A 23,659-nucleotide genomic window follows, 5' to 3' on the forward strand; every position below is an offset into this window, starting at 1 on the left:
TTAAGACCTCTTTTTTCTTCATAGTAGAATTGCTAATTCCCCTTAGCATTTTACCCCTCTAATCCCTTCAGGAAAACTGAAGGGATTTTTTATTATTTTTCCGTAAATATCATGTTATAATTTTTGAAAAGTAAAGGGAGGGAAGCACGTTGATAGATGCATTAGATGTAATGAGTAACTTGGATAAAGTCCTTCCTTATTATCAAGCTATTTTTAGTGCTGATGAGCATACTGTAATTGGATATGAAGTAGTAGGACGTATTCAAACAGAAGAGGGCATACAAAGTTTAGCTTCTTTCTTTCACGATGATTCGATTCCAAGTGAATTTCAACTGGAAGCGGATAATATTATAGTAGAAAAAGCTTTAAATCGTTATTTAGAAAGCGATCAAAAATTATTATTATTTATACATCGGAATGCTAATGTATTAATGAATGATGATGATGAAAGCTTGCTTCAACTTTTATTGAGGTATGAAGAACAAGGTTTAAATTTAAAACAAATTGTTTTAGAGATTACAGAGCATGAATGTAAAGAAGATATAGAGCAATTTAATCATTTGCTTATGTATTATCGTACATATGGTATTCAAATTTCGATTAATAAAGTCGGAACGGGCACAAGTAATTTAGAGCGTATTAGCGTGTTAGCACCTGATATTTTAAAAGTAGATTTAACGAACTTAAGGCAAACAGCACTTTTACAATCTTATCAAGATATTTTATATTCTTTATCATTACTTGCTAGAAGAATTGGTGCAACTTTGTTATATGAAGAAATAGATGCTTTTTATCAACTGCAATATGCTTGGAAGAACGGCGGAAGATATTATCAAGGTAATTATTTGAAAGAATGTTTACCTGATTTTATTGAAACGAATGTTTTGAAAGAGCGACTTGGTAATGAATGTCATCAGTTTATTCAGCATGAAAAGAAGAAGTTACAAAAAATTTATAATTTAACAGAGATGTTACGCGATCGCATTGGCGATGTTTTATCAAAACAAAAAAAGAATGAAGATATAAATGATTGGTTATTACAATTTAGTCAAAGTGTATCACAGTGTAGTTTTCGTATATTTATTTGTAATGAAGATGGTTTCCAGCAATCAGGAAATGTTATGAAAAAAGATGGAGAATGGATTGTGATGCCGGATTATTATATGAAGAACTGGAGTTGGCGCCCGTATTTTCTCGAGAATATCATGAAAATGCGTTTTGAGAATAAGGCGAGGCTTTCAGATTTATATGCAGATATTGAAACGGGAGAAATGGTACGAACATTTTCTTTCCCGATTGATGATGACAACTTTTTATTTATAGATTTATCTTATGAATATTTATATGAAGAAGATGTTTTATTTTAGTGCACGAAGAGATTCGTGCATTTTTTGTTTGTTTTTATCATAAATTGGTAATAGTGAAAATGGTGATGAAAATGCTGTCTATCGTTGTAAAGATTTTACGAACGAAATCTGTCCTTTCTTTGCATAATCATTGTTACAATGAATACTACAAAGACAAGTTCTTTTAAAAGGAAGGTGAAAAAATGAGGAAATATGGAATATGGCTTGTTCTATTTGTATGTGTTGCCTTTCTAGTTGGTTATAGTGTTACGACTGTTTTAGGAAAAGAGGAAGTGGAAGTCGATCGGAAAGAAGTATTTACAACGATACAAAAAGGCTATGAAACCCAATTTTCAATTCGTGGGAAGCATTTGCCGATGAATAAGATGATAGAGACGTTATCACCGTATTTTACAGATAATTTTCTTCAAGTATTTACAGATGAAAATAGCAGAAGTGATAAACAAAGTGGTGAATATTTACTTCCGGCAAAAGAAGCACCGTTTTCTTTTAATTCAGAAACGAAAATGTCGTATGATGAAGAACATAAAAATTTATATGTATATGAGCGGACAAAAAGTGGACAATATCAAATTGTAACATTGAAAAGGGATCAAGATAAATGGAAGTTAGCAGGATATCATGAAAGTCAGGAACTTTTAACTGAAATAAAAAGGTTGCAACAATTATAAAGTGAAACTTTTAATCAGTGGGTGGGAGTTTTACTACCTACAAATAGCGGGATAAGAATAGGAATAGGTATTTACCTATTCCTATTCTATATTGAGTAGTTGTTGTAACTTTTCAATTTGAAAACCTGCAACTACTTCGCCATCAATTACGACTGTTGGAGTTGAATAAGAATCATAGTCGTATAAAAGACGATTGCGAGCAGCAGCGTCTTTTTTTACGTCAAATTCTTCATATGCAACGTTATTATGCTTCAAAAATTCTTTTACAATAACACATGGCGGACAATCGGGTTGTGTATAAACCTCAATTTTTTTCATTGTAATTCCTCCTTTTTTCTGTTTTTTATTATATTCTTCCAGTATAAAAACCGCAATAATGAAGGAGAAATATGTTCTTTCTGTTTTTTCCTTCGCATTTCGACAAATTTTTAGTTGAGTTTCTGGCCAATAACCTTTATCCTAGAGTGTGGAACATTTTTTCTGTTATGACGGATAGAATGAGTATAGCTGTAAAACCTATTGGTAGGAAGATCAGAGAAAGGAGAGATTTCATGTCTCTACTCCAAGGAATTTTAACTCGACTTGTTAGTCTACAAGAACAAGCTGAAAGCGGTGAAGTAGCACAACGCTATTTTGAAGTGAACGGTGAGCGCAAATGTAGCGTGAAATTTTTCGATAAAAGTGAAATGTATGAGTTAGAAGTGTATCAACAAGGTGAAAAACCTCAAGTATATCAATTCGATAATATCGACATGGTTGCAATTGAGATTTACGATATCATTTCTTGATACATATAAAAAAGGTACTGCCACATGGCAGTACCTTTTTTAGTTCTATTACTTTCCAGCATAATGTATAGAAGTTTTTTATTTTTCCTACAATGGTATTAAAATGAAAATTTAATCCGTGCAAGTTTGCTTATCCATGTGGATAATTAGTCCCGTCAACCGGGTGAATATGTGAAGCTAAACTTCTCACTATCGCTGGGTTTTGCAAATAGCGGGAGAAATATAACTAGGAGGTTATCGTATGGAACGTTTACCAGTTGTGATTTGTCCTAATTGTCAAAGTTCTGCTGAGATTATTCATGTATTAACGGCTCAATCTAATCAAAATGTAATTTATACGTGCCAAGTTTGTCACTTTGTAATTCGAAATATTGAAACGAATAAAGGATAGGAAGTTATAATTTTAGTTTTTGTCCCATACAATGAGAATACGAAAAGTCTGTCTAATTGAAAGGACGTGACTCTGTGGACGGTGCACATAAATTTTACAATGTTTCAGAGAGACATTTAAATTTTGATATGGTCTTTAACCGTATTTGTAGTTTCATTGAAAAGGATCCGCGAAATTTGTATCGATTATCCATTGGGACAGACTCGCAAGCGCATCAAAAGGATACGAGGTTTATTACAGCAATCCATATTCATCGTGTTGGAAAAGGTGCCTGGGGTTGTTTACACCATAGATCAGTAAAAGATAAGCCAGCGACCTTACGTGAGAAAATATATTTAGAAACGCAGTTTAGTCAAGAAATCGCATGTCTATTTACGCCTACTCATATACAAACAATATGGGAGTTATTGCATCCTTATGCTCAAGATGGGGCTGGATTCATAATGGAAATTCATTTAGACATTGGGAATGATGGCTTAACAAAAGAATTTATTTTAGATATGACAGAAAAAATTCGAGCGATGGGATTAACTGCAAAAATTAAGCCGGATGCTTATGCGGCGTTTAGCTATGCAAATCGATATACGAAATGATTTTTTTGTATGTGTACGATTGTTACATATCTTTTGATAAAAACTGAATATTACATCTATTAAATAGGTTGAATTTTTTATATAATAAGAGTAACGATGCGAGTGTAAGGAGAGGGGTATATGCAAAGGGAAGTTGTTTTAACGAAGGAAGAAGAAAGTTTACTACTAGATATTTTATTTCAGCAAAATTACGCAAGTGAAATTTTAGCTGTGGAACTTACAGATATTGAGAATGGTTTGAAACAGACAGATGTGATGCAATATAAAAAAATCACAAGGTTATTTTACAGATTAAAAAATAAAGGGTATTAAGCGCTACCGGAATGGTAGTCTTTTTTTTGTGCGGTATGCTAAAATAGCTGTGTGATTGTATTTTTATTGAAATAAATTTAGGACAAAATAATAATATGAAAACGCTGTCATAAAATGTGAATAGAGTTGTGAACATAAGCAGGAAAAAGGGAAAATGGGGGATGTAATATGATTAGTATTCCGAAAGACGAATTTCAACAAATTCTTGTGAAGGATTTAATGATTTCATCGGAAAAAGTAGCTCATGTCCAAATTGGAAATAGTTTAGAACATGCTTTACTTGTTCTTGTAAAATCTGGATATTCAGCGATACCTGTCTTAGATCCAATGTATAAACTACATGGTTTGATTAGTACTGCCATGATATTAGATGGTATGTTAGGATTAGAACGTATTGAGTTTGAAAGGCTCGATGATATGAAAGTAGAGCAGGTGATGAAAGAAGATATACCTGTTCTTAAATTAGACGATTCATTTGCAAAAGCTTTAGAAATGACAATTGATCATCCTTTTATTTGCGCTGTTAATGAAGAAGGCTATTTTGAGGGGATTTTAACACGTCGGGCTATTTTAAAATTGTTGAATAAGAAAGTAAGGCAACATAATCGATAAAGTGAAAAAAGTGACTTCATAGAAACGAAGAAGTCACTTTTTTTCGTGCATATCACTTGTGTATGTATTATATTTAAAAAGACATAAAACATAAGGAAAGTTTGCGCTGGACAATTGTATTTTCTGAATGAAAGCATTCGGATAAATTAAGGATGAAAAGCTTATTGAAATAAGGTGTATGGAAGCTAAGGAAAGAGGGAGAAAGTTGCAAATTGATGATTTTCAAATGATGGTTGTGTTAGCTCAGGAATCAAATATGAGAAAAGCGGCGGAACGTTTATTTGTTTCCCAACCTGCGCTGAGTCAACGATTACAATCTATGGAGAAACAATGGGGAATGAAGTTTTTTATTCGCTCACAAAAAGGATTGACAATTACACCTGAAGGGGAAAAAGTTGCAAATTATGCCAAAGAAATGTTGCAAAGGGAAGAAGATATAAAAAGTGAGCTGGCTGTTTTCAGAACGGAAACTCATGGAACGTTAAAAATAGCTGTTGCATCAGTTATTGGTCAATATTGGCTCCCTCCTGTTTTGAAAAAGTTTGTGCATAAATATCCTTCTGTAAAGATATCGCTGTTTACTGGATGGAGTAGTGAAGTGCAAAAGCAGTTTTATGAAGGAGACGTGCATGTTGCTATACTGAGGGGAACACAAGAATATAAAGGTCAGAAGCAACAATTATTTGAAGATGAACTGTATTTAGTTGATAAAGAAATAAAAGATATTTCGATGTTAAAAGAAACAAATAGGCCGTTCATTCAATTTAAAAGTGACTCGACTTATTATGGACAAATACAAAATTGGTGGTATGGTTTATTTTCTAATCCGCCTAAGCGAACGATTGTAGTTGACCAAATTGAAACATGTAAACAACTTGTTTTAAATGGTATAGGTTATGCCCTTTTACCTTCTACTGTTTTAAAGGAAGTACAGGAAAATATGTATAAAACACCTGTTCAACTGACGAGAGAAACATGGTTGTTAACAAGTGACTCGGCAAGGCAGTTGAAGCAAGTACAAGCATTTTTAGAAATTATAGAAGAAATTCAAAGGGAAAAATAAGATTATTATCTTGCTACTCGCTCTTTCGTTTGGTAGAGTAACATTATAAATGGATTTAGGAGGCAACAAGAATGAAAATGATGGACGCTAACGAAATTATTTCGTTTATTCAAAAAAGTGAAAAGAAAACTCCTGTAAAGGTATACATAAAAGGGGATTTAAAAGAAGTAACATTCCCTGAAACAGTACAAGCATTTGTGAATAAAAAATCAGGTGTATTATTCGGAGAATGGTCTGAAATTAAGACAATTCTTGATGAGAATAATAAGCACATCGTTGACTACGTTGTAGAAAACGATCGTCGTAATTCTGCAATCCCAATGCTTGATTTAAAAGGTATTAAAGCTCGCATCGAGCCAGGTGCTATTATTCGTGACCATGTTGAAATTGGTGACAACGCTGTAATTATGATGAATGCAACAATTAACATTGGTGCTGTAATTGGTGAAGGTTCTATGATCGACATGAACGCAGTACTTGGTGGACGTGCAACAGTCGGTAAAAACTGTCACGTAGGTGCAGGTGCTGTACTTGCAGGTGTTATTGAGCCACCTTCTGCAAAACCAGTTATCGTTGAAGATGATGTAGTAATCGGTGCAAATGTAGTTGTTTTAGAGGGTGTTACAGTAGGTAAAGGTGCAGTTGTAGCAGCGGGAGCTGTTGTAACAGAAGATGTACCTCCATACACAGTTGTTGCAGGTACTCCAGCACGTGTAATCAAAGAAATTGATGAGAAGACAAAAGCAAAAACAGAAATTAAACAAGAGCTTCGTCAATTAAACCCAGAGAAATAAAAAGTAAAAAAAGCGTAAGAGCGTAAATGGGCTCTTACGCTTTTTATAGATAGAGGTGCAAAAATGACAGTAAGCAAATTTGTCCAAATTCGTAGAGATCTACATAGAATTCCAGAAATCGGATTTAAGGAATGGAAAACACAACAGTATATTTTAGATTATATAGGAACACTTTCTCATGAATTTGTGGAAGTGAAGACATGGAAAACGGGTGTAATCGTTAAAGTAAATGGAAAAAATCCCGAAAAAATAATAGGTTATCGTGCAGATATAGACGGTTTACCAATTACAGAGGAAACTGGATACGAGTTTGCTTCTATTCACGAAGGAATGATGCATGCATGTGGCCATGATGTACATACAACAATCGGTTTAGGCCTTCTAACGAAAGCTGTGAGCGAAAGAATAGATGATGACCTTGTATTTCTATTCCAGCCAGCAGAAGAAGGACCAGGCGGTGCTCTTCCTATGTTAGAAAGTGAAGAGTTAAAAGAATGGAAACCGAATATAATTCTTGGTCTTCATATTGCACCAGAATACGCTGTGGGGACAATTGCAACGAAAGAAGGACTGTTATTTGCCAATACTTCAGAATTATATATTGATTTAAAAGGGAAAGGTGGCCATGCTGCCTATCCGCATACTGCAAATGACATGATTGTTGCAGCGAGTCATCTTGTTACACAGCTACAATCCGTTATTAGTCGCAATGTAAATCCTCTTGATAGTGCAGTAATTACAATCGGGAAAATTACTGGTGGTACGGTTCAAAATATTATTGCAGAAAAATCTCGTTTAGAAGGAACGATTCGAACATTATCAGTGGAATCAATGAAGCGTGTGAAAAGCAGAATTGAGTCAATTGTTGCAGGTATCGAAGCTTCTTTCCAGTGTGAGGCGATTATAGATTACGGAGCAATGTATCACCAAGTATATAACCATGAAGAGTTAACGAGAGAGTTTATGGAATTTGTACATAAACAAACTGATATGAATGTTATTACATGTACTGAGGCAATGACGGGTGAAGATTTTGGTTATATGCTTCGAGAAATCCCTGGATTTATGTTTTGGCTTGGAGTAAATTCAGAATATGGTTTACATCATGCAAAATTAAAACCAGACGAAGAAGTGATTGAAAAGGCAATTACATTTTTAAGCCAATATGTAAAGTGGAAAGGGAATAGAAAATAAAACTTCCACTTTCTTGAAGGTTCCAAAAAACTTTTTGTTCTGAGGTGTAAGTAACGCTCGTATAGATTGATTTTAGACATTTACATACAAATGGAAGAATTAAAGTTAATTGTACTGTTTTAATAATGAGCAGGGGGTTTAGCCACTGCTCATTATTAATTATTTGACTAACTTATATATGTTTACTTTTAGTATGAAAAGTGTGTAAAATCAATGTGAAACATAGAAAAAAGGGTGGGGAATTACGTGCAAATTAGCAGTGCGATTTTATGTTTCGTCTTATATGCGTATGTTATTATTGCGGCGGTTTATTTTGGGATAAGTTTTTATGCCTATCGTCTAGTAGATAATAATGAATATGACGAAACATACAAATGGGTGAAGAGATATTTATCACCTGTACTAGAAATTATGAATGGGTTTGTGCTCTTTTTATTTATTGGATTAATTGCTTTTTCAACGAGTTTAGTAGGGAATAAAACTACGTTATTTGTATTGGGTATCATTATTTTTATGTTGTTAGGAATAAGGATTGGTAATACGGTCTTTTGGAATGAAAGAAAAGTAGATGGTTGGACGGGAATGTTAATTCCGTGCATGTTAGCTGCAATCGTGACAAATATAGAGCATGAATATTATCAATTACATTTTTGGCTTATTATCGTTTTAACAATTCTTTCTGTTTTGTATATAAGCACAGTAGTACTAACATATATTGCACATGAAAAAGGAGATGTTAAAGGCACTCGTTTCTTTAGAGGACGGGCATTATTTTGGAGTGTGCCGACGATGGTAGTTATCGCGCTTATTGCAATATTAGTAAATGGATATCAATTTTCTAATTGGCAACTATTTTTAGAAAATTGGTGGATCTTTATCTTTTCGTTTATTGCTTTTTTAGGTGCAACGCATTATTTATTCCATCAACATCATTACATATGGGCGTTGTTATTTGCATTCACGCAGCTTCTATTTGCCTTTTTTGGTCAAGAAACATTATTATTCGTTTTTGAAACATTTAGTTCTTTTGGAAATATATTTGTATTTGCTATGCTACTTGTTGGTATCGCTTTTTACTTGCAACAATATTTTTATATACAAAAACAAAAATAAGAGCTAATTACAGTTTTTGTGACGCATATAAAGTGTGTTACACTGAAAATAAATAGTACTTGAAGTTATTGGAGGAATTCCCGTGGGTGAGAAAGAAAAAGAATTTGCTGTCATTGGACTTGGTCGCTTTGGTGGAAGTATTTGCCGAGAACTAGCTCAATTAGGAATGGAAGTAATGGCAATCGATTCAGATGAGGATAAAATTAATGAATTTGCAAATATAGCTTCGCATGCTGTAATTGCAGATTCAACAGATGAGATGGTATTAAAAAGCCTTGGTATTCGAAATTTTGATCACGTAGTCGTTGCTATTGGAGATAATTTAAATTCAAGTATTTTAACGACTTTGATTTTGAAAGAGTTGGGTGTAAAAAATATTACTGTAAAAGCTCAAAATGATTATCATGAAAAAGTGTTAAGTAAAATAGGTGCAGATCATATTGTGCATCCAGAACGTGATATGGGAAAAAGGATTGCTAATAATATTGCATCAAGCAATGTGCTAGACTACCTTGAGCTTTCAGATGAGCATAGTATTGTAGAGATTATTGCGAATAAAAAAATTGATGGGCACTCTTTAATTGAATTAGATATTCGTGCGAAGTTTGGATTGAATATTGTAGCAATTAAACGAGGCAAAGAAGTTATCGTATCCCCTCGAGCTACGGAGAATATTCAAGCAGGAGATATATTAATTGTCATTGGTCATGACGATGAAGTGGATCGATTTAAACACTTTTTAAGATAAGAGAAAAGAAAAGGACAATGCCTTCATGGCATTGTCCTTTTTCTTATATTTCCATAATGATTGGTAAAATCATTGGACGGCGTTTCGTTTTCTCATATAGGAATGGAGCTAATGTGTCTGTAATTTCATTTTTAATTTCAGACCATTGTGTTGTTTTACGCTCCATTACTTTTTCTAAATGAGTTGTAATTAATGTTTGTGCATCATTGATTAAATCGCTACTTTCACGCATGTAAACGAAACCGCGTGAGATGATATCAGGTCCTGCTGCAACTTTAAATTCTTTCATATCAATGCTTACAACTACAATTACAAGTCCTTCTTCAGAAAGGATACGACGATCGCGTAATACGATATTGCCAATATCTCCAATACCGTTTCCATCAATGTAGACCGAACCAGATGGGATTTTTCCAGCTACGCTAGCTTCATCCGAACGTAAAGCAAGAACATCGCCATTATCCATAATGAAGCAATTTTCTTCAGGGATGCCACAATCATTTGCTATGTTCATGTGCATACGCTGCATACGATATTCACCATGAATTGGCATGAAGTACTTCGGTTTAATTAGACGTAACATTAATTTTTGTTCTTCTTGTCCACCGTGTCCACTTGTATGGATATTTGAAAGTTTCCCATGAATTACATCAGCGCCAGCGCGGTACAACATGTTAATTGTACGACTTACGCTAATTGTATTTCCTGGAATTGGTGAAGAAGAGAAAACAACTGTATCTCCAGGAATAATTTGAATTTGGCGGTGTGTACCGTTTGCAATACGTGAAAGTGCTGCCATCGGTTCACCTTGACTACCTGTACATAAAATAACAACTTTATTAGCTGGTAAGCGGTTTAGTTGAGATGCATCTATGAATGTATCTTTCGGGCAACGAATATAACCAAGGTTTTGTCCAATTTCAATCGCTGCTTCCATACTTCGACCAAACACAGCTACTTTACGGTTGTTTTCAACAGCAGCTTCAACAACTTGTTGTAAGCGGTGAATATTTGATGCAAAGGTTGCGAATATAATCCGTCCTTCTACTTTACGGAAAATGTCTTGAATGCTATCACCAACGCGACGCTCAGACATAGTAAAGTTTGGAACTTCACTGTTCGTACTATCAGATAATAGACATAGTACGCCATCTTTACCGATTTCAGCCATTTTTGTTAAATCCGCTGGTTCACCAACTGGTGTGAAGTCAAATTTGAAGTCACCTGTATGAACAACTTGACCTTGAGGTGTTTTCACAACAACGCCGTACGAATCTGGAATACTGTGAGTTGTACGGAAGAAGGATACAGACGTTTTTTTGAATTTAATAACGTCATCTTCTTGAATCTCGTAAAGTTTTGCTTTACGAAGTAAGCCGTGTTCTTCTAATTTGTTTTTGATGAGTGCAATTGCTAATTTTCCGCCGTAAATTGGAATGTTCACTTGACGTAATAGGTAAGGGATTCCGCCGATATGATCTTCGTGACCATGTGTAATGAATAACCCTTTAATTTTATCTTCGTTTCGCACAAAATAAGTGTAGTCTGGTATTACATAATCGATTCCGAGAAGTTCGTCCTCTGGAAATTTAATTCCAGCATCAATTATAATAATTTCATCTTGAAATTGAACAGCGTATGTATTTTTACCGATTTCACCAAGCCCACCGAGAGCAAATACAGCAACTTGGTCGTTTTTTAGAAATTTCATATCGCTATACGATTTCCGCTAATGTTAAATCAGCGTTTTCTTTTTCATATTCAAGATGAGCGCCAGTAACAGACTGAACAAACTCGATATTATATGCGAACTTATTTAATTTTGTACGAACATCCTTTTCAGACGTAGCCTCTAAATATAAAACTTTTGTATTTTCACGTACTGGAACCTCAGTTAATTTTTCTTGATAAAATACTTTAAAAATCATTTGGAAAACCTCTCCTTGTCTATGTTTTGCATTATCTGTTACTTATTATAAAGCAAACAGTCACGATTTTCATGTTTTTTCGAATGAGAATGAAGAAAAAGCCCGAAATGGGCACAATTTAAGCGACTGTCTTTTTACGGACTAGACCATTTAAATAACGCTTGAGCTTTTTCTTCAGCTTCTTCAGCATGATTACTCCTTCCTTTCCTTATTTTAAACATGCCTATTACTAGTGAAAACTCTATCTCTGATATAAGAGATAGGACAAAAGTGAATGGTGAATCTTGTCCTTTCCCATACAGTGAAAGTTATTCTATAGTAACGATCAGTAGCCGTTAGTTATAGGTATAGTATGAGGAAGAATGGAAAAGAAAATTCATCCGAACAAGTATCTACATGTTTTACTAATATATATATGCAAAGTTTACAAATAAGGTCAGAAAGGGAACGCTTTCTTCACAGATGTTTAATATGTTATACTTTTTTTTAGAATTTGAAAAGTGATATTCAAAATAGGAATATAGAGTCTCAGAAAGGATTTTGACAAATGAATGATAAAATTGTCTTTTTTGATATTGATGGAACATTATTAGATCATGATAAAAAAATTCCGCAATCTACACGAGATGCAGTAAAACAGTTACAAGAAAAAGGTGTACATGTAGCAATTGCGACAGGGCGCGCGCCATTTATGTTCGAAGATATTCGTAAGGAACTTGATATACATAATTATGTTAGTTTTAATGGACAATATGTTGTCTTTGAAGATGAGGTAATATTTAATAATCCGTTACATCCAGATGCTTTACATAAGTTTACTCAGTTTGCAAAACAAGAAGGATATCCACTTGTATATCTTGACCATCAAGATATGAGAGCATCAGTGGAATATCATGATTATGTGAAAGAAGGCTTTGGAAGCTTAAACTTTGAGCATCCAGCATATGAGCCTAATTTTTATGAGGAACGTAATATTTATCAAACACTACTTTTTTGTGAAGTAAATGAAGAGGAAAAGTTTATTAATCATTATCCAGATTTCCATTTTATTCGTTGGCATGCATATTCAATGGATATCATTCCGAATGGTGGTTCTAAGGCAAAAGGAATTGAGAAATACATTGAAAAGTTAGGTTTTAATCGTGATCAAGTGTATGCATTTGGAGATGGCTTAAATGATTTAGAAATGATCGAAGCCGTTGGCACAGGTATTGTGATGGGAAATGGCCATGAAGACTTGAAAAAACTTGCAAATCATGTGACAAAGGATGTTAATGAAGACGGTATATATCATGGACTAAAGTGGGCTGGATTGCTATAAGTGAATATGGAACCCATTTCATAATAAAAAGGCGGAAGATTAACTTCCGCCTTTTTATTATTATCGCTCTAGAGGTTTGGAATCATCAGGAGCGGCAAAAGGATTTTCTTTATTGATATGGTCATAGAACATAACGCCATTTAAATGATCAATCTCGTGTTGGAATACGATTGCTGGTAAACCTTTTAAACGTAATTTTACTTCTTCTCCGTTAATAGAAGTTGCTTTTACTGTAATTCTTGTATAACGAGGAACATAACCAGGTACTTCGCGGTCTACAGATAGACAGCCTTCACCACCCTGTAAATATGTACGTTCAACAGAATGGCTAATGATTTTTGGATTGAATAATGCATGGCTATATAATGTACCATCCGCATCGGTTACATGAACTGCAATCATTTTTTTTGAAACACCGATTTGCGGAGCCGCTAATCCGATTCCAGGGCGTAAACTATATTTTTCAGCCATTTCAGGATCTTGGCTATTTATTACGAATTCAATCATTTCTTTTAAGGTAGTTGTATCTTCTTCGCTTGCCGGTAAGGACACCTCTTCTGCAACGTTGCGCAAAATAGGATCTCCTTCGCGAATAACATCTTTCATTGTAAGCATATGTAATCTCTCCTTTCCTCTTTAGTCTACCAAAGGAGATGGAAAAAGTCATCGGCAAGAAAGGGAAGGCATTTTGGAAATCGTTCTATTATAGAGTAGTTATGTATGTGATAAACAGAAAAAGACGGCAAAGCCGTCTTTTTCTTTCCATAGTTGTTTCGTTTTACAATTAGCGAATGCAAGCAGCACCAACGATAATTAAAAGAATAAACAACACAACGATTAAGGCGAAGCCGCGTCCAGACCCGCCACAAGAACCGCCATAACCGTAGGAAGGATATGAACAAGTTGGATAGCAATATGAGTATCCGTACATGAGATGACCTCCTTTATCATTTCCCGCTAATACTGCGGTTACTATAATGTATGGAAGAGAGGGTAGAAATGTATAGGTATTTACCTAAAAAAGGAAGAGTAGTTTGTATATTTTTGTTACGAAGAGAGAAAAACTAAAGAGAATTAAATCGTTTACATATTATTCTAAGAGAAAAAATAAGTGAAAAAGGGAATAATATAACAGTAGGTCAATGCTTACTAATACAGATGTAAAAAATAAAAACACGTTTGTGTAGTAGAAACCTGCATATTATTTATAAAAAAACGTATTCAAAGTAATTGACATCGTAATTAGAATAGTTGTAAACTAAAAAACGTGATCAAGATTGTATTAATATGTTTCTGAAAAAACATTAGTACAGATTGTTAGGTACACAAAATTATTCTCAACCGACATACAAACATGTTGGTTTACATCGTTGCGCTTTTTAAACTGGAAAATAGCCAGTGAAAGCGTTTCAGAATATGGTTCAAGAGAGGAAGAGGTGAACGGAATGGGTACTAAAACAAAAAAGACCCTATTTAATGTTGATGAGCAAATGAAAGCTATCGCAGCTCAATTTGAAACATTACAAATTTTAAATGAAAACGGTGAAGTTGTGAATGAAGCAGCTATGCCTGAATTATCTGATGATCAATTAAAAGAATTAATGCGTCGTATGGTGTATACTCGCGTATTAGATCAACGTTCTATTTCTTTAAACCGTCAAGGACGTTTAGGTTTCTACGCACCTACAGCTGGACAAGAAGCTTCTCAATTAGCAAGTCATTTCGCACTTGAAGCAGAAGACTTCATCTTACCAGGATACCGTGATGTACCACAATTAGTATGGCACGGATTACCATTATACCAAGCATTCTTATTCTCTCGTGGACACTTCATGGGTAACCAAATGCCTGAGAATGTAAATGCATTAGCTCCACAGATCATTATCGGTGCGCAAATCATCCAAACTGCTGGTGTTGCGTTAGGTATGAAACTACGTGGTAAAAAATCTGTTGCAATTACTTACACTGGTGACGGTGGTGCTTCACAAGGTGACTTCTACGAAGGTATGAACTTTGCAGGTGCATTCAAAGCTCCAGCAATCTTCGTTGTTCAAAACAACCGTTATGCAATCTCTACTCCAGTAGAAAAGCAATCTGCAGCTAAAACTGTAGCACAAAAAGCAGTAGCAGCAGGTATTTACGGAATTCAAGTAGACGGTATGGATCCATTAGCTGTATACGCAGCAACTGCTTTCGCTCGTGAGCGCGCAGTAAATGGCGAAGGCCCTACTTTAATCGAGACTTTAACATTCCGTTACGGTCCACATACAATGGCTGGTGATGACCCAACTCGTTACCGTACAAAAGATATCGAAAACGAATGGGAACAAAAAGACCCAATCGTACGCTTCCGTAAGTTCTTAGAAGCTAAAGGCCTATGGTCTCAAGAAGTTGAAGAGACAGTAATCGAAGAAGCAAAAGAAGATATCAAACAAGCAATTGCTAAGGCTGACCAAGCTCCAAAACAAAAAGTAACTGATTTAATGGAAATCATGTACGAAAAAATGCCTTACAACTTAGCTGAACAATATGAAATCTACAAAGAAAAGGAGTCGAAGTAAGCCATGGCTCAAATGACAATGATTCAAGCAATCACTGATGCTTTACGCGTTGAAATGAAAAATGACCCTAACGTACTTGTATTTGGTGAAGACGTTGGTGTAAACGGCGGTGTATTCCGTGCTACTGAAGGTTTACAAGCTGAATTTGGTGAAGATCGTGTAATGGATACTCCACTTGCAGAGTCTGGTATTGGTGGACTTGCAGTTGGTCTTGCACTTGAAGGATTCCGTCCAGTTCCAGAAATCCAATTCTTCGGTTTCGTTTATGAAGTAATGGATTCAATTTCTGGTCAATTAGCTCGTATGCGTTACCGTTCTGGTGGACGTTGGACTGCTCCAGTAACAGTTCGTTCTCCATTCGGTGGTGGTGTTCATACTCCTGAACTTCATGCTGATAGCTTAGAAGGATTAGTGGCTCAACAACCTGGTCTAAAAGTTGTTATTCCATCTACTCCATACGATGCTAAAGGTCTTTTAATCTCTGCGATTCGTGACAACGATCCAGTTATCTACTTAGAGCATATGAAATTGTACCGTTCATTCCGTCAAGAGGTACCAGAAGGTGATTACACAATTGATTTAGGTAAAGCTGATATCAAACGTGAAGGTACAGATGTATCTGTTATCGCTTACGGTGCTATGGTTCACGCTGCATTAAAAGCTGCTGAAGAACTTGAAAAAGAAGGTATCTCTTTAGAGGTTGTTGACTTACGTACAGTTCAACCATTAGATATCGAAACAATCATCGCTTCTGTTGAAAAAACAGGTCGCGTAGTTGTAGTTCAAGAAGCTCAAAAACAAGCTGGTATTGCAGCTAACGTTGTAGCGGAAATTAACGACCGTGCAATCTTAAACTTAGAAGCTCCAGTTGTACGTGTTGCAGCTGCTGATACAGTATTCCCATTCTCTCAAGCAGAGAGCGTATGGTTACCAAACCACAAAGATATTGTTGAAGCTGTAAACAAAGTAATGAACTTCTAATTTTTAGCTTTTCATGTGCAAAAGAAATCAGCACATGCTGGTTTCTTTTGTACATATTCCATAATAATGAAATGAATCAGGGGGCTGAATTCCGTGGCATTTGAATTTAAACTACCAGATATCGGTGAAGGTATCCACGAAGGTGAAATCGTAAAATGGTTTATTAAACCAGGCGATGAAGTAAACGAAGACGATGTACTTCTTGAAGTACAAAATGATAAAGCAGTAGTAGAAATCCCTTCTCCTGTTAAAGGTAAAGTACTTGAAGTACTTGTAGAAGAAGGAACAGTTGCAATCGTAGGAGATACATTAATTAAATTTGATGCTCCTGGATACGAAAACCTTAAATTTAAAGGTGACGATCATGATGAAGCTCCAAAAGCTGAAGAAGCAGCAGTAGAAGCTCCAGCAGCGGAAGCTACTCCAGCAGCAACTGCAGAAGTAGTAAATGAGCGCGTAATCGCTATGCCATCTGTTCGTAAATACGCTCGTGAAAAAGGTGTAGACATTCATAAAGTAGCTGGTACTGGTAAGAATGGCCGTATCGTAAAAGCTGACATCGATGCATTTGCAAATGGTGGACAAACTGTAGCAGCAACTGAGGCTCCAGCAGCAGTAGAAGCTACTCCAGCAGCAGCGAAAGAAGAAGCACCAAAAGCACAACCAATCCCAGCTGGTGAATATCCAGAAACTCGTGAGAAAATGAGTGGTATCCGTAAAGCGATTGCGAAAGCAATGGTTAACTCTAAACACACAGCTCCTCACGTAACATTAATGGACGAAGTAGATGTAACAGAACTTGTTGCTCACCGTAAGAAGTTCAAAGCAGTAGCAGCTGACAAAGGTATTAAATTAACTTACCTTCCGTACGTTGTTAAAGCTTTAACATCTGCATTACGTGAATACCCAATGTTAAACACTTCTTTAGACGATGCATCTCAAGAAGTAGTTCATAAACATTACTTCAACATCGGTATCGCAGCTGATACAGACAAAGGTCTATTAGTACCAGTTGTTAAAGATACAGATCGTAAGTCTATCTTCACAATCTCTAACGAGATCAATGATCTTGCTGGTAAAGCACGTGAAGGTCGTCTAGCTCCAGCTGAAATGAAAGGTGCTTCTTGCACAATTACAAACATTGGTTCTGCAGGTGGACAATGGTTCACTCCAGTTATCAACCACCCAGAAGTAGCAATCCTTGGTATCGGCCGTATCGCTGAAAAACCAGTTGTGAAAAACGGTGAGATCGTTGCAGCTCCAGTATTAGCATTATCTCTAAGCTTTGACCATCGTTTAATTGACGGTGCAACTGCTCAAAAAGCGTTAAACCAAATTAAACGTCTATTGAATGACCCACAATTATTAGTAATGGAGGCGTAATAACAATGGTAGTAGGAGATTTCCCAATTGAATTAGATACAGTCGTTGTTGGTGCAGGTCCTGGTGGATACGTTGCGGCAATTCGTGCAGCACAATTAGGCCAAAAGGTAGCAATCATTGAAAAAGCTAACCTTGGTGGCGTATGCTTAAACGTTGGATGTATTCCTTCAAAAGCGTTAATCAATGCAGGTCATCGTTATGAGAATGCAATGCATTCTGATGACATGGGTATTACTGCAGAAAACGTAAAAGTTGACTTTACAAAAGTTCAAGAATGGAAAAACGGCGTAGTTAAGAAATTAACTGGCGGTGTTGAAGGCCTTCTTAAAGGTAACAAAGTTGAAATCATTCGCGGTGAAGCTTACTTCGTAGATGCTAATACATTACGCGTTATGACTGAAGATGCAGCTCAAACTTATACGTTTAAAAATGCTGTTCTTGCAACTGGTTCTACACCAATCGAAATTCCAGGATTCAAATACTCTAAACGTGTTATCAACTCTACAGGTGCTTTAAGCTTACCTGAAATTCCTAAAAAACTTGTTGTAATCGGCGGCGGTTACATCGGTATGGAATTAGGTACTGCATATGCTAACTTCGGTACAGAAGTTACTGTAGTAGAAGCTGGCGACGAAATCTTAGCTGGTTTCGAAAAAGCTATGAGCTCTGTTGTTAAACGTGCTCTACAGAAAAAAGGTAACGTAAATATCCATACAAAAGCTATGGCTAAAGGCGTTGAAGAAACAGAAACTGGCGTAAAAGTTAGCTTTGAAGTTAAAGGTGAAATCCAAACTGTAGAAGCAGATTACGTATTAGTAACTGTAGGTCGTCGTCCAAACACTCAAGAAATCGGTCTTGAGCAAGTTGGAGTTAAAATGACTGACCGCGGCATCATCGAAATCGATGAGCAATGTCGTACAAATGTACCAAACATCTATGCAATTGGTGATATCGTTCCTGGACCACCATTAGCTCACAAAGCTTCTTACGAAGGTAAAGTAGCTGTAGAAGCAATTAGTGGCCATGCATCAGCTATCGATTACATCGGAATTCCTGCAGTATGCTTCACTGATCCAGAATTAGCATCTGTTGGTTACACTAAAAAACAAGCTGAAGAAGCTGGAATGACTGTAACTGTATCTAAGTTCCCATTCGCTGCTAACGGTCGTGCATTATCATTAAACAGCACTGACGGTTTCTTACAACTTGTAACACGTAAAGAAGATGGTCTTCTTGTAGGTGCTCAAGTTGCAGGTGCAGGTGCTTCTGATATTATCTCTGAGATTGGTTTAGCTATCGAAGCTGGAATGACAGCTGAAGATATCGCTCAAACAATCCATGCTCACCCAACATTAGGTGAAATCACAATGGAAGCAGCTGAAGTTGCTCTTGGAATGCCAATTCACATTGTAAAATAATTTAAGTAATGTAAATAGCCCTTCTCTTATTGTAAGAGAGGGGCTATTTTTATTTTCATCAAATGACTTGCAAGGTCTTTAAACGTACTTGTCGAATGAATATATAATACTTTAACAAATGATTCCGGCTTAACTTACTTCAAAGGTAATATATATCATCCTATAATATGTAATTGATTCAAACGTAACCCCATATATTAATAAAATAGAGCATGTCAAAGGAGAAGGTTCCATGAAAATATTACATGTTATATTTTATCATTTACTACTATGGAGTGGCTTTTCCACTGTATTAACATTATCGAATGGTGATAAGTTTCATTATAAAGTCATTCTTTTTTTCGTATTTCTATATTTAGCCTATGTAATAGCATATTTTGTATTGCACGTAAGAAAGCAAGCTTTATTTCTTACATGTTCGAATTGTATATTATTTTTAATCATATTATCTATTTTTTAAATTAGCGTTTATAAAAATACATTGTTCTTCCATTAAATAATTGTAACTCTCCTTCTAATTTCTTCGCTAAAAAACGGCAAAATTCATTTGCTTTCCCTTTGTCACCAAATGTTGCATTAGGTGGTAAAGAAACTTGGATGAAAGATTGTTCATTTTCTATACCAACACCAATATAAATTGAGTCATATCGGTCGTGATTGGATTGAAGTTTTAATGTTGTTGTAGATGTATCTAAAATTTCATAAGGAAAAGCGGTATTTGTATACGTGTAATTAATTTGGGCACCAGTTTTAGAAGTAACTGTTTTATAATAATGAAAAAGTTGTTTTATATCATCTATTGAAACTGATTGTTGGTTGGATTTCGGTACAAGCGTAATAAAGGCGTGTTGCATATAAGTTCCCCCTAACTTAGTAGAATACTATCATTCTACATCCTACTGAATTTTTTGACAATTAAAAGGAGTATTACATGTTTTGTTTAATATACTATTAATGAAACGTGATGCAGAAAGGTGGAAACCAATGTTTGAAAAATTGTATGATGAGCATGAAAGTGTGAAGGTACGATTTTTAGGGTTTATGACACATGATACACGTTATGATTTTGGTGTTATTTATACAAATATGTTTTTTGGAAAGCCGCTCATTGTTTGTATGCAAACAGGAAGGTCTACTTTACTCGGACGAGATGATGTAGAGAATGTTCAATATATACAGGAGATTTTTAAATTAGGATCAGAAGAGGAAGCAAAGGAGTTAGCTCAGTTTTTCAAATTTCTAGTTCCGTCAACTTCTTTACATGCGGAATATGAAGAATAATTAATGTGAAACAGTCGTACTTATAAATATGGCTGTTTTTTTATTTGAATATCGCATACTAATTTAAATTGAAAATATTTAATGTGTTATACTAAAAACCTATTGACGTAAAAAGTATAACATATTAAAATAAAGACAGAAAGTTAAGCGGTTACAAAAAGTTTTTGGGATTATAAACTTAGGGGGAAATGAAAAATGGGAACAATCGTATGTCAAGATTGTGAAGGTACAATTGCACACTTCGAAGATGAGAAAGTAACGGTACTTTACGGGAAATGTGGATCTTGCGGATGTGATCACACAGAGCATACAAAAGCCCAATAATTGATAGGAAATGGACAGCTAAAAGTTTTTAGGACCATAAACTTAGGGGGAAATGAAAAATGGGAACAATCGTATGCCAAGTATGTGAAGGAACAATCGGACATTTTGAAGATGAGAAAACGACGGTACTTTACGGAAAATGCGGAACAAATTGTGACTGTGCTAGAAAAGATAATGCGAAAGCTTAATGATAAATAAATAGATTACTATTGAAACTCAGGGGGAAATGAAAATGGGAACAATCGTATGCCAAGTATGTGAAGGAACAATTGGACATTTTGAAGATGAAAAATCAACAGTACTATACGGGAAGTGTGGATCTCATTGCGAATGTGACCATAAAGAACATACAAAAGCTTAATAATAAGAAAAAGCGCCTACATGTGTAGGCGCTTTTTTAATAAATTGTAGTTGTATGACCAACTGTTGCAACGATTGCATCATCCCTAATCGGAATAAAGCTTATGGAGGTCTGTGGTGTACTAGAAGAAGCGTATTGGCTCATTATACGACTATCGATACGTGTAATAGTATCGGTCAAGAAAGCTGAAATAAAAGCGTAAGGGACTCGTCGTTCATTTAATGAATAAATAATTTCTTCTTTTGTTTTTACACCTACGCCATGTCCGTAAAAAAAGAAATTCCCTAAATAGATTGTGTTTTCTCCTTGCCATTCAATCGTAGCTGGATTCACTTGTGGGTTTTTAAAGTAAACGAGGTCACCTGGAACAAGATCGCCACCGTTTTTTGTTATGAGCCTTAGATCTTGATCGTAGTCCCATGTATAAAGTAAAAGGTTTGCAAATAGACGATTGAAAGTTTCTTCCTCATACAATGATAGTAAAGCTTTATAAAAAATAATGATCATAGCGGTTGCGCATTCAGTTCCATATAGTTTTCCGTTTTTGAAAATATCCTGTATGGCAATAGAAGGTGGTATGTTTGGAAGAAGCTCGAATCCTCCAAGAGACGTTCTTTTCCAATACTGGGGGTTGCAAAAGGATTGTTGAAATGTACGAAACTGAAATCCACTTTGAAAAAGCTCTAGTGCAGAGATAATAATATTAACTCGTAAATTGAGATCAAAGCTGAGTTCATCAGCTGTTCGGAAGGAATAAACTTCTTGATTTCCTGCCATTATTGATAAAATTTGTTGTTTCTCTGCTGCAAATGGCTCATATTCATTTGTAATATAAGGATGTACAATAGAACGGCCTATTACAATCATAATAGTATCCCCACCTATACGTTACATTCTTAAGTATCGTATGAAGAAAAGGAAAAAAGGTGAAAAAAAAGCCTATCAACTGATAGGCTTGTACTCTTTAATAACACGTAATGTTTGTAATGTCATATCTTCAGGACCTTGTACAGGTAAACCTGCTTCTAAGTTTTTACGAATATACTCTAAGTTTTCTTGTGTAATAATTTCCCCCGGAGTAAAGATTGGAATCCCTGGCGGATAAACCATAACAAAATCAGCTATAATACGACCCGCTGCATTTTCAAATGGAATGACTTCTGTTTCCGAATAAAAAGCATCTCGAGGAGAAAGTGCTAGCACTGGAATTTCTGGAATCTCTACTTGTACTTGAACACCTTTATCTGCCCTATTTCTAAATGTTGCTGCTAAATCTTGTAATGCTGCAATAAGTGTATTTGTATCACTTTCTGTATCTCCCAAAGTGATAAGACATAGTATGTTGTATAGATCTGAGAGTTCTACTTCAATGTTATATTGCTCTCTAAGCCATACTTCAGCTTGGTGGCCGGTAATACCTAAATCTTTTACAGATACAATTATCTTTGTAGGATCATAGTTAAAGGTAGCATCTGTACCTAACATTTCTTTTCCAGGACAGTAAAGATGCTCAATAGAATTTATAGCATCACGAACATGCTCAGCTAATTGTATTGTTTGTTCTATGAGTGCTGTTCCTTCTGTAGCAAGACGTTTTCTCGCAACATCAAGGGATGCTAACAAGATGTAAGAAGTTGATGTAGTTGTAAGCATGCTAATAATAGATTGGACATGCTTTACATTCACTAAGCCTTCTTTCACATTAAGAATAGAACTTTGAGTTAAAGAGCCTCCTAATTTGTGAACACTTGTTGCTGCCATATCCGCACCAGCTTGCATCGCTGACATAGGTAATTCATCGTGAAAATGAATATGAACACCATGAGCCTCGTCGACTAGTACAGGGATGTCATAAGAATGTGCTAATTGTACAATCTGTTCTAAGTCTGCAGCAAACCCAAAGTACGTTGGGTTAATAACAAGTAAGCCCTTTGCATCTGAGTGCTCTTCAAGTGCTTTTTTGACAGATTGAATTGTGATTCCATGAGAAATACCGAGCTTCGGATCGATTTCAGGATGCATGAAAATCGGTTTTGCACCTGAGAAAATAATAGCTGACATTACTGATTTATGCACGTTTCGTGGTACTAGGATTTTGTCACCAGGACCGCAAACGCTCATCACCATTGTCATAATAGCGCCACTTGTACCTTGAATAGAAAAGAAAGTATGATCTGCACCGAATGCGGCTGCTGCTAAATCTTGTGCTTCTTTAATCATACCTTTTGGATGATGTAAATCATCGAGTGGCGCAATATTAATTAAATCAATTGCTAATGCATTATGCCCAATAAATTCGCGAAATGTAGGATCCATGCCCTGTCCTTTTTTATGACCAGGAATATGGAATTGAATTGGATTTCGCTTACTGTGCTCAACTAAAGCGGTAAACAATGGTGTTTCGTATTGGGACAATCTATACACCCCTTCTTCTTCATAATATTTAGTGTAATTT

Annotated in this window: 30 protein-coding genes; 22 read left to right on the forward strand and 8 right to left on the reverse strand. The window is 35.5% G+C overall.

Annotated elements, in window-relative coordinates; translation table 11 throughout:
• The first annotated feature begins 149 nt into the window (after positions 1-149).
• Both ACS2QP_RS02070 and ACS2QP_RS02075 read left to right on the forward strand, forming a co-directional pair.
• Positions 150-1,367 carry an EAL domain-containing protein gene (locus ACS2QP_RS02070; protein WP_000564306.1) on the forward strand — a complete coding sequence of 406 codons (1,218 nt, stop codon included), beginning with the start codon at positions 150-152 and terminating at the stop codon, positions 1,365-1,367.
• 182 nt (positions 1,368-1,549) lie between these two features.
• Positions 1,550-2,038, forward strand: a complete 489-nt coding sequence (locus ACS2QP_RS02075) for a DUF3993 domain-containing protein (RefSeq protein WP_001233804.1) — start codon at positions 1,550-1,552, stop codon at positions 2,036-2,038.
• A gap of 81 nt (positions 2,039-2,119) precedes the next feature.
• On the opposite strand, the gene ACS2QP_RS02080 is transcribed toward ACS2QP_RS02075, so the two are convergent.
• The gene (locus tag ACS2QP_RS02080) at positions 2,120-2,356 is read right to left on the reverse strand and encodes a glutaredoxin family protein (RefSeq protein ID WP_000717875.1); all 237 of its coding nucleotides are present in this window, start codon (positions 2,354-2,356) and stop codon (positions 2,120-2,122) included.
• Positions 2,357-2,589: 233 nt separating this feature from the next.
• On the opposite strand from ACS2QP_RS02080, the gene ACS2QP_RS02085 reads away from it, so the two are divergent.
• From ACS2QP_RS02085 to ACS2QP_RS02130, 10 genes are all read left to right on the forward strand, one after another.
• On the forward strand, positions 2,590-2,826 hold the full coding sequence (locus ACS2QP_RS02085; RefSeq protein ID WP_000055151.1) for a YkuJ family protein: 237 nt from the start codon (positions 2,590-2,592) through the stop codon (positions 2,824-2,826).
• A 241-nt stretch (positions 2,827-3,067) separates the two neighbouring features.
• On the forward strand, positions 3,068-3,217 hold the full coding sequence (locus ACS2QP_RS02090) for a hypothetical protein (RefSeq protein WP_000440540.1): 150 nt from the start codon (positions 3,068-3,070) through the stop codon (positions 3,215-3,217).
• Positions 3,218-3,291: 74 nt separating this feature from the next.
• Positions 3,292-3,810: a ribonuclease H-like YkuK family protein gene (locus tag ACS2QP_RS02095; RefSeq protein ID WP_000348489.1), complete on the forward strand. Its 519-nt coding sequence runs from the start codon at positions 3,292-3,294 to the stop codon at positions 3,808-3,810.
• A gap of 120 nt (positions 3,811-3,930) precedes the next feature.
• Positions 3,931-4,122 (forward strand): antirepressor AbbA, encoded by a 192-nt coding sequence (gene abbA, locus ACS2QP_RS02100; protein ID WP_001188692.1) that lies wholly within the window; start codon positions 3,931-3,933, stop codon positions 4,120-4,122.
• Positions 4,123-4,290: 168 nt separating this feature from the next.
• On the forward strand, positions 4,291-4,734 hold the full coding sequence (cbpB, locus tag ACS2QP_RS02105; RefSeq protein WP_000623579.1) for a cyclic-di-AMP-binding protein CbpB: 444 nt from the start codon (positions 4,291-4,293) through the stop codon (positions 4,732-4,734).
• Positions 4,735-4,912: 178 nt separating this feature from the next.
• On the forward strand, positions 4,913-5,797 hold the full coding sequence (locus ACS2QP_RS02110; RefSeq protein WP_001987174.1) for a LysR family transcriptional regulator: 885 nt from the start codon (positions 4,913-4,915) through the stop codon (positions 5,795-5,797).
• A gap of 71 nt (positions 5,798-5,868) precedes the next feature.
• Complete coding sequence (gene dapD / locus ACS2QP_RS02115; RefSeq protein WP_000783241.1) at positions 5,869-6,591, forward strand: 2,3,4,5-tetrahydropyridine-2,6-dicarboxylate N-acetyltransferase; 723 nt, start codon at positions 5,869-5,871, stop codon at positions 6,589-6,591.
• 63 nt (positions 6,592-6,654) lie between these two features.
• The gene (locus ACS2QP_RS02120) at positions 6,655-7,785 is read left to right on the forward strand and encodes an N-acetyldiaminopimelate deacetylase (protein WP_000218672.1); all 1,131 of its coding nucleotides are present in this window, start codon (positions 6,655-6,657) and stop codon (positions 7,783-7,785) included.
• 246 nt (positions 7,786-8,031) lie between these two features.
• Positions 8,032-8,898, forward strand: coding sequence for a cytochrome c oxidase assembly protein (locus ACS2QP_RS02125; RefSeq protein WP_001167324.1), 867 nt, complete (start codon positions 8,032-8,034; stop codon positions 8,896-8,898).
• 82 nt (positions 8,899-8,980) lie between these two features.
• Complete coding sequence (locus tag ACS2QP_RS02130) at positions 8,981-9,646, forward strand: potassium channel family protein (protein WP_000504032.1); 666 nt, start codon at positions 8,981-8,983, stop codon at positions 9,644-9,646.
• A 43-nt stretch (positions 9,647-9,689) separates the two neighbouring features.
• Here ACS2QP_RS02130 and rnjA read toward each other — a convergent pair whose 3' ends face one another.
• Both rnjA and ACS2QP_RS02140 read right to left on the reverse strand, forming a co-directional pair.
• Entirely contained in the window at positions 9,690-11,357 is a 1,668-nt protein-coding gene (gene rnjA / locus ACS2QP_RS02135) for a ribonuclease J1 (protein WP_000670377.1), read from the reverse strand.
• Positions 11,358-11,361: 4 nt separating this feature from the next.
• The gene (locus ACS2QP_RS02140; protein ID WP_000576435.1) at positions 11,362-11,574 is read right to left on the reverse strand and encodes a DNA-dependent RNA polymerase subunit epsilon; all 213 of its coding nucleotides are present in this window, start codon (positions 11,572-11,574) and stop codon (positions 11,362-11,364) included.
• Between the two features lie 547 nt (positions 11,575-12,121).
• Here ACS2QP_RS02140 and ACS2QP_RS02145 point away from each other — a divergent pair.
• The gene (locus tag ACS2QP_RS02145) at positions 12,122-12,895 is read left to right on the forward strand and encodes a Cof-type HAD-IIB family hydrolase (RefSeq protein WP_000998268.1); all 774 of its coding nucleotides are present in this window, start codon (positions 12,122-12,124) and stop codon (positions 12,893-12,895) included.
• A 60-nt stretch (positions 12,896-12,955) separates the two neighbouring features.
• Here the strand turns inward: ACS2QP_RS02145 and def are convergent, their stop codons facing one another.
• Entirely contained in the window at positions 12,956-13,510 is a 555-nt protein-coding gene (gene def / locus ACS2QP_RS02150) for a peptide deformylase (protein ID WP_000957048.1), read from the reverse strand.
• A gap of 169 nt (positions 13,511-13,679) precedes the next feature.
• Complete coding sequence (locus ACS2QP_RS02155) at positions 13,680-13,826, reverse strand: YjcZ family sporulation protein (protein WP_000274562.1); 147 nt, start codon at positions 13,824-13,826, stop codon at positions 13,680-13,682.
• Between the two features lie 514 nt (positions 13,827-14,340).
• Between ACS2QP_RS02155 and pdhA the strand changes: the two genes are divergently transcribed.
• The 5 genes from pdhA to ACS2QP_RS02180 all read left to right on the forward strand — a co-directional run bounded on the left by pdhA (position 14,341) and on the right by ACS2QP_RS02180 (position 19,698).
• Positions 14,341-15,456, forward strand: a complete 1,116-nt coding sequence (pdhA, locus tag ACS2QP_RS02160) for a pyruvate dehydrogenase E1 component subunit alpha (protein WP_000536895.1) — start codon at positions 14,341-14,343, stop codon at positions 15,454-15,456.
• 3 nt (positions 15,457-15,459) lie between these two features.
• A complete protein-coding gene (gene pdhB, locus ACS2QP_RS02165) occupies positions 15,460-16,437 on the forward strand; it encodes a pyruvate dehydrogenase complex E1 component subunit beta (RefSeq protein ID WP_000068168.1) in 978 nt (325 codons plus the stop codon).
• A gap of 93 nt (positions 16,438-16,530) precedes the next feature.
• On the forward strand, positions 16,531-17,820 hold the full coding sequence (pdhC, locus tag ACS2QP_RS02170) for a pyruvate dehydrogenase complex dihydrolipoyllysine-residue acetyltransferase (RefSeq protein WP_000863419.1): 1,290 nt from the start codon (positions 16,531-16,533) through the stop codon (positions 17,818-17,820).
• Positions 17,821-17,825: 5 nt separating this feature from the next.
• Complete coding sequence (gene lpdA, locus ACS2QP_RS02175; protein ID WP_000260104.1) at positions 17,826-19,238, forward strand: dihydrolipoyl dehydrogenase; 1,413 nt, start codon at positions 17,826-17,828, stop codon at positions 19,236-19,238.
• A gap of 232 nt (positions 19,239-19,470) precedes the next feature.
• Positions 19,471-19,698 (forward strand): hypothetical protein, encoded by a 228-nt coding sequence (locus ACS2QP_RS02180; protein ID WP_000697469.1) that lies wholly within the window; start codon positions 19,471-19,473, stop codon positions 19,696-19,698.
• Between the two features lies 1 nt (position 19,699).
• Here ACS2QP_RS02180 and ACS2QP_RS02185 read toward each other — a convergent pair whose 3' ends face one another.
• Positions 19,700-20,092 carry a DUF1885 family protein gene (locus ACS2QP_RS02185; protein WP_001163299.1) on the reverse strand — a complete coding sequence of 131 codons (393 nt, stop codon included), beginning with the start codon at positions 20,090-20,092 and terminating at the stop codon, positions 19,700-19,702.
• A 130-nt stretch (positions 20,093-20,222) separates the two neighbouring features.
• On the opposite strand from ACS2QP_RS02185, the gene ACS2QP_RS02190 reads away from it, so the two are divergent.
• The 4 genes from ACS2QP_RS02190 (at position 20,223) to ACS2QP_RS02205 (ending at position 21,204) form a co-directional block, all read left to right on the forward strand.
• Complete coding sequence (locus ACS2QP_RS02190) at positions 20,223-20,519, forward strand: DUF3055 domain-containing protein (RefSeq protein WP_000462038.1); 297 nt, start codon at positions 20,223-20,225, stop codon at positions 20,517-20,519.
• A gap of 195 nt (positions 20,520-20,714) precedes the next feature.
• Positions 20,715-20,843, forward strand: a complete 129-nt coding sequence (locus tag ACS2QP_RS02195; protein WP_000536778.1) for a GapA-binding peptide SR1P — start codon at positions 20,715-20,717, stop codon at positions 20,841-20,843.
• Between the two features lie 59 nt (positions 20,844-20,902).
• The gene (locus ACS2QP_RS02200) at positions 20,903-21,031 is read left to right on the forward strand and encodes a GapA-binding peptide SR1P (RefSeq protein ID WP_000536803.1); all 129 of its coding nucleotides are present in this window, start codon (positions 20,903-20,905) and stop codon (positions 21,029-21,031) included.
• Positions 21,032-21,075: 44 nt separating this feature from the next.
• Entirely contained in the window at positions 21,076-21,204 is a 129-nt protein-coding gene (locus ACS2QP_RS02205) for a GapA-binding peptide SR1P (protein ID WP_000536796.1), read from the forward strand.
• 36 nt (positions 21,205-21,240) lie between these two features.
• Here ACS2QP_RS02205 and ACS2QP_RS02210 read toward each other — a convergent pair whose 3' ends face one another.
• Together ACS2QP_RS02210 and speA are read right to left on the reverse strand one after the other, a co-directional pair.
• On the reverse strand, positions 21,241-22,071 hold the full coding sequence (locus tag ACS2QP_RS02210) for a protein-glutamine gamma-glutamyltransferase (RefSeq protein ID WP_000635337.1): 831 nt from the start codon (positions 22,069-22,071) through the stop codon (positions 21,241-21,243).
• 75 nt (positions 22,072-22,146) lie between these two features.
• The gene (gene speA, locus ACS2QP_RS02215) at positions 22,147-23,619 is read right to left on the reverse strand and encodes an arginine decarboxylase (protein ID WP_000084899.1); all 1,473 of its coding nucleotides are present in this window, start codon (positions 23,617-23,619) and stop codon (positions 22,147-22,149) included.
• Positions 23,620-23,659 lie beyond the last annotated feature (40 nt).

Source organism: Bacillus cereus group sp. Bce019, from assembly GCF_051781745.1.
Taxonomy (GTDB): domain Bacteria; phylum Bacillota; class Bacilli; order Bacillales; family Bacillaceae_G; genus Bacillus_A; species Bacillus_A cereus.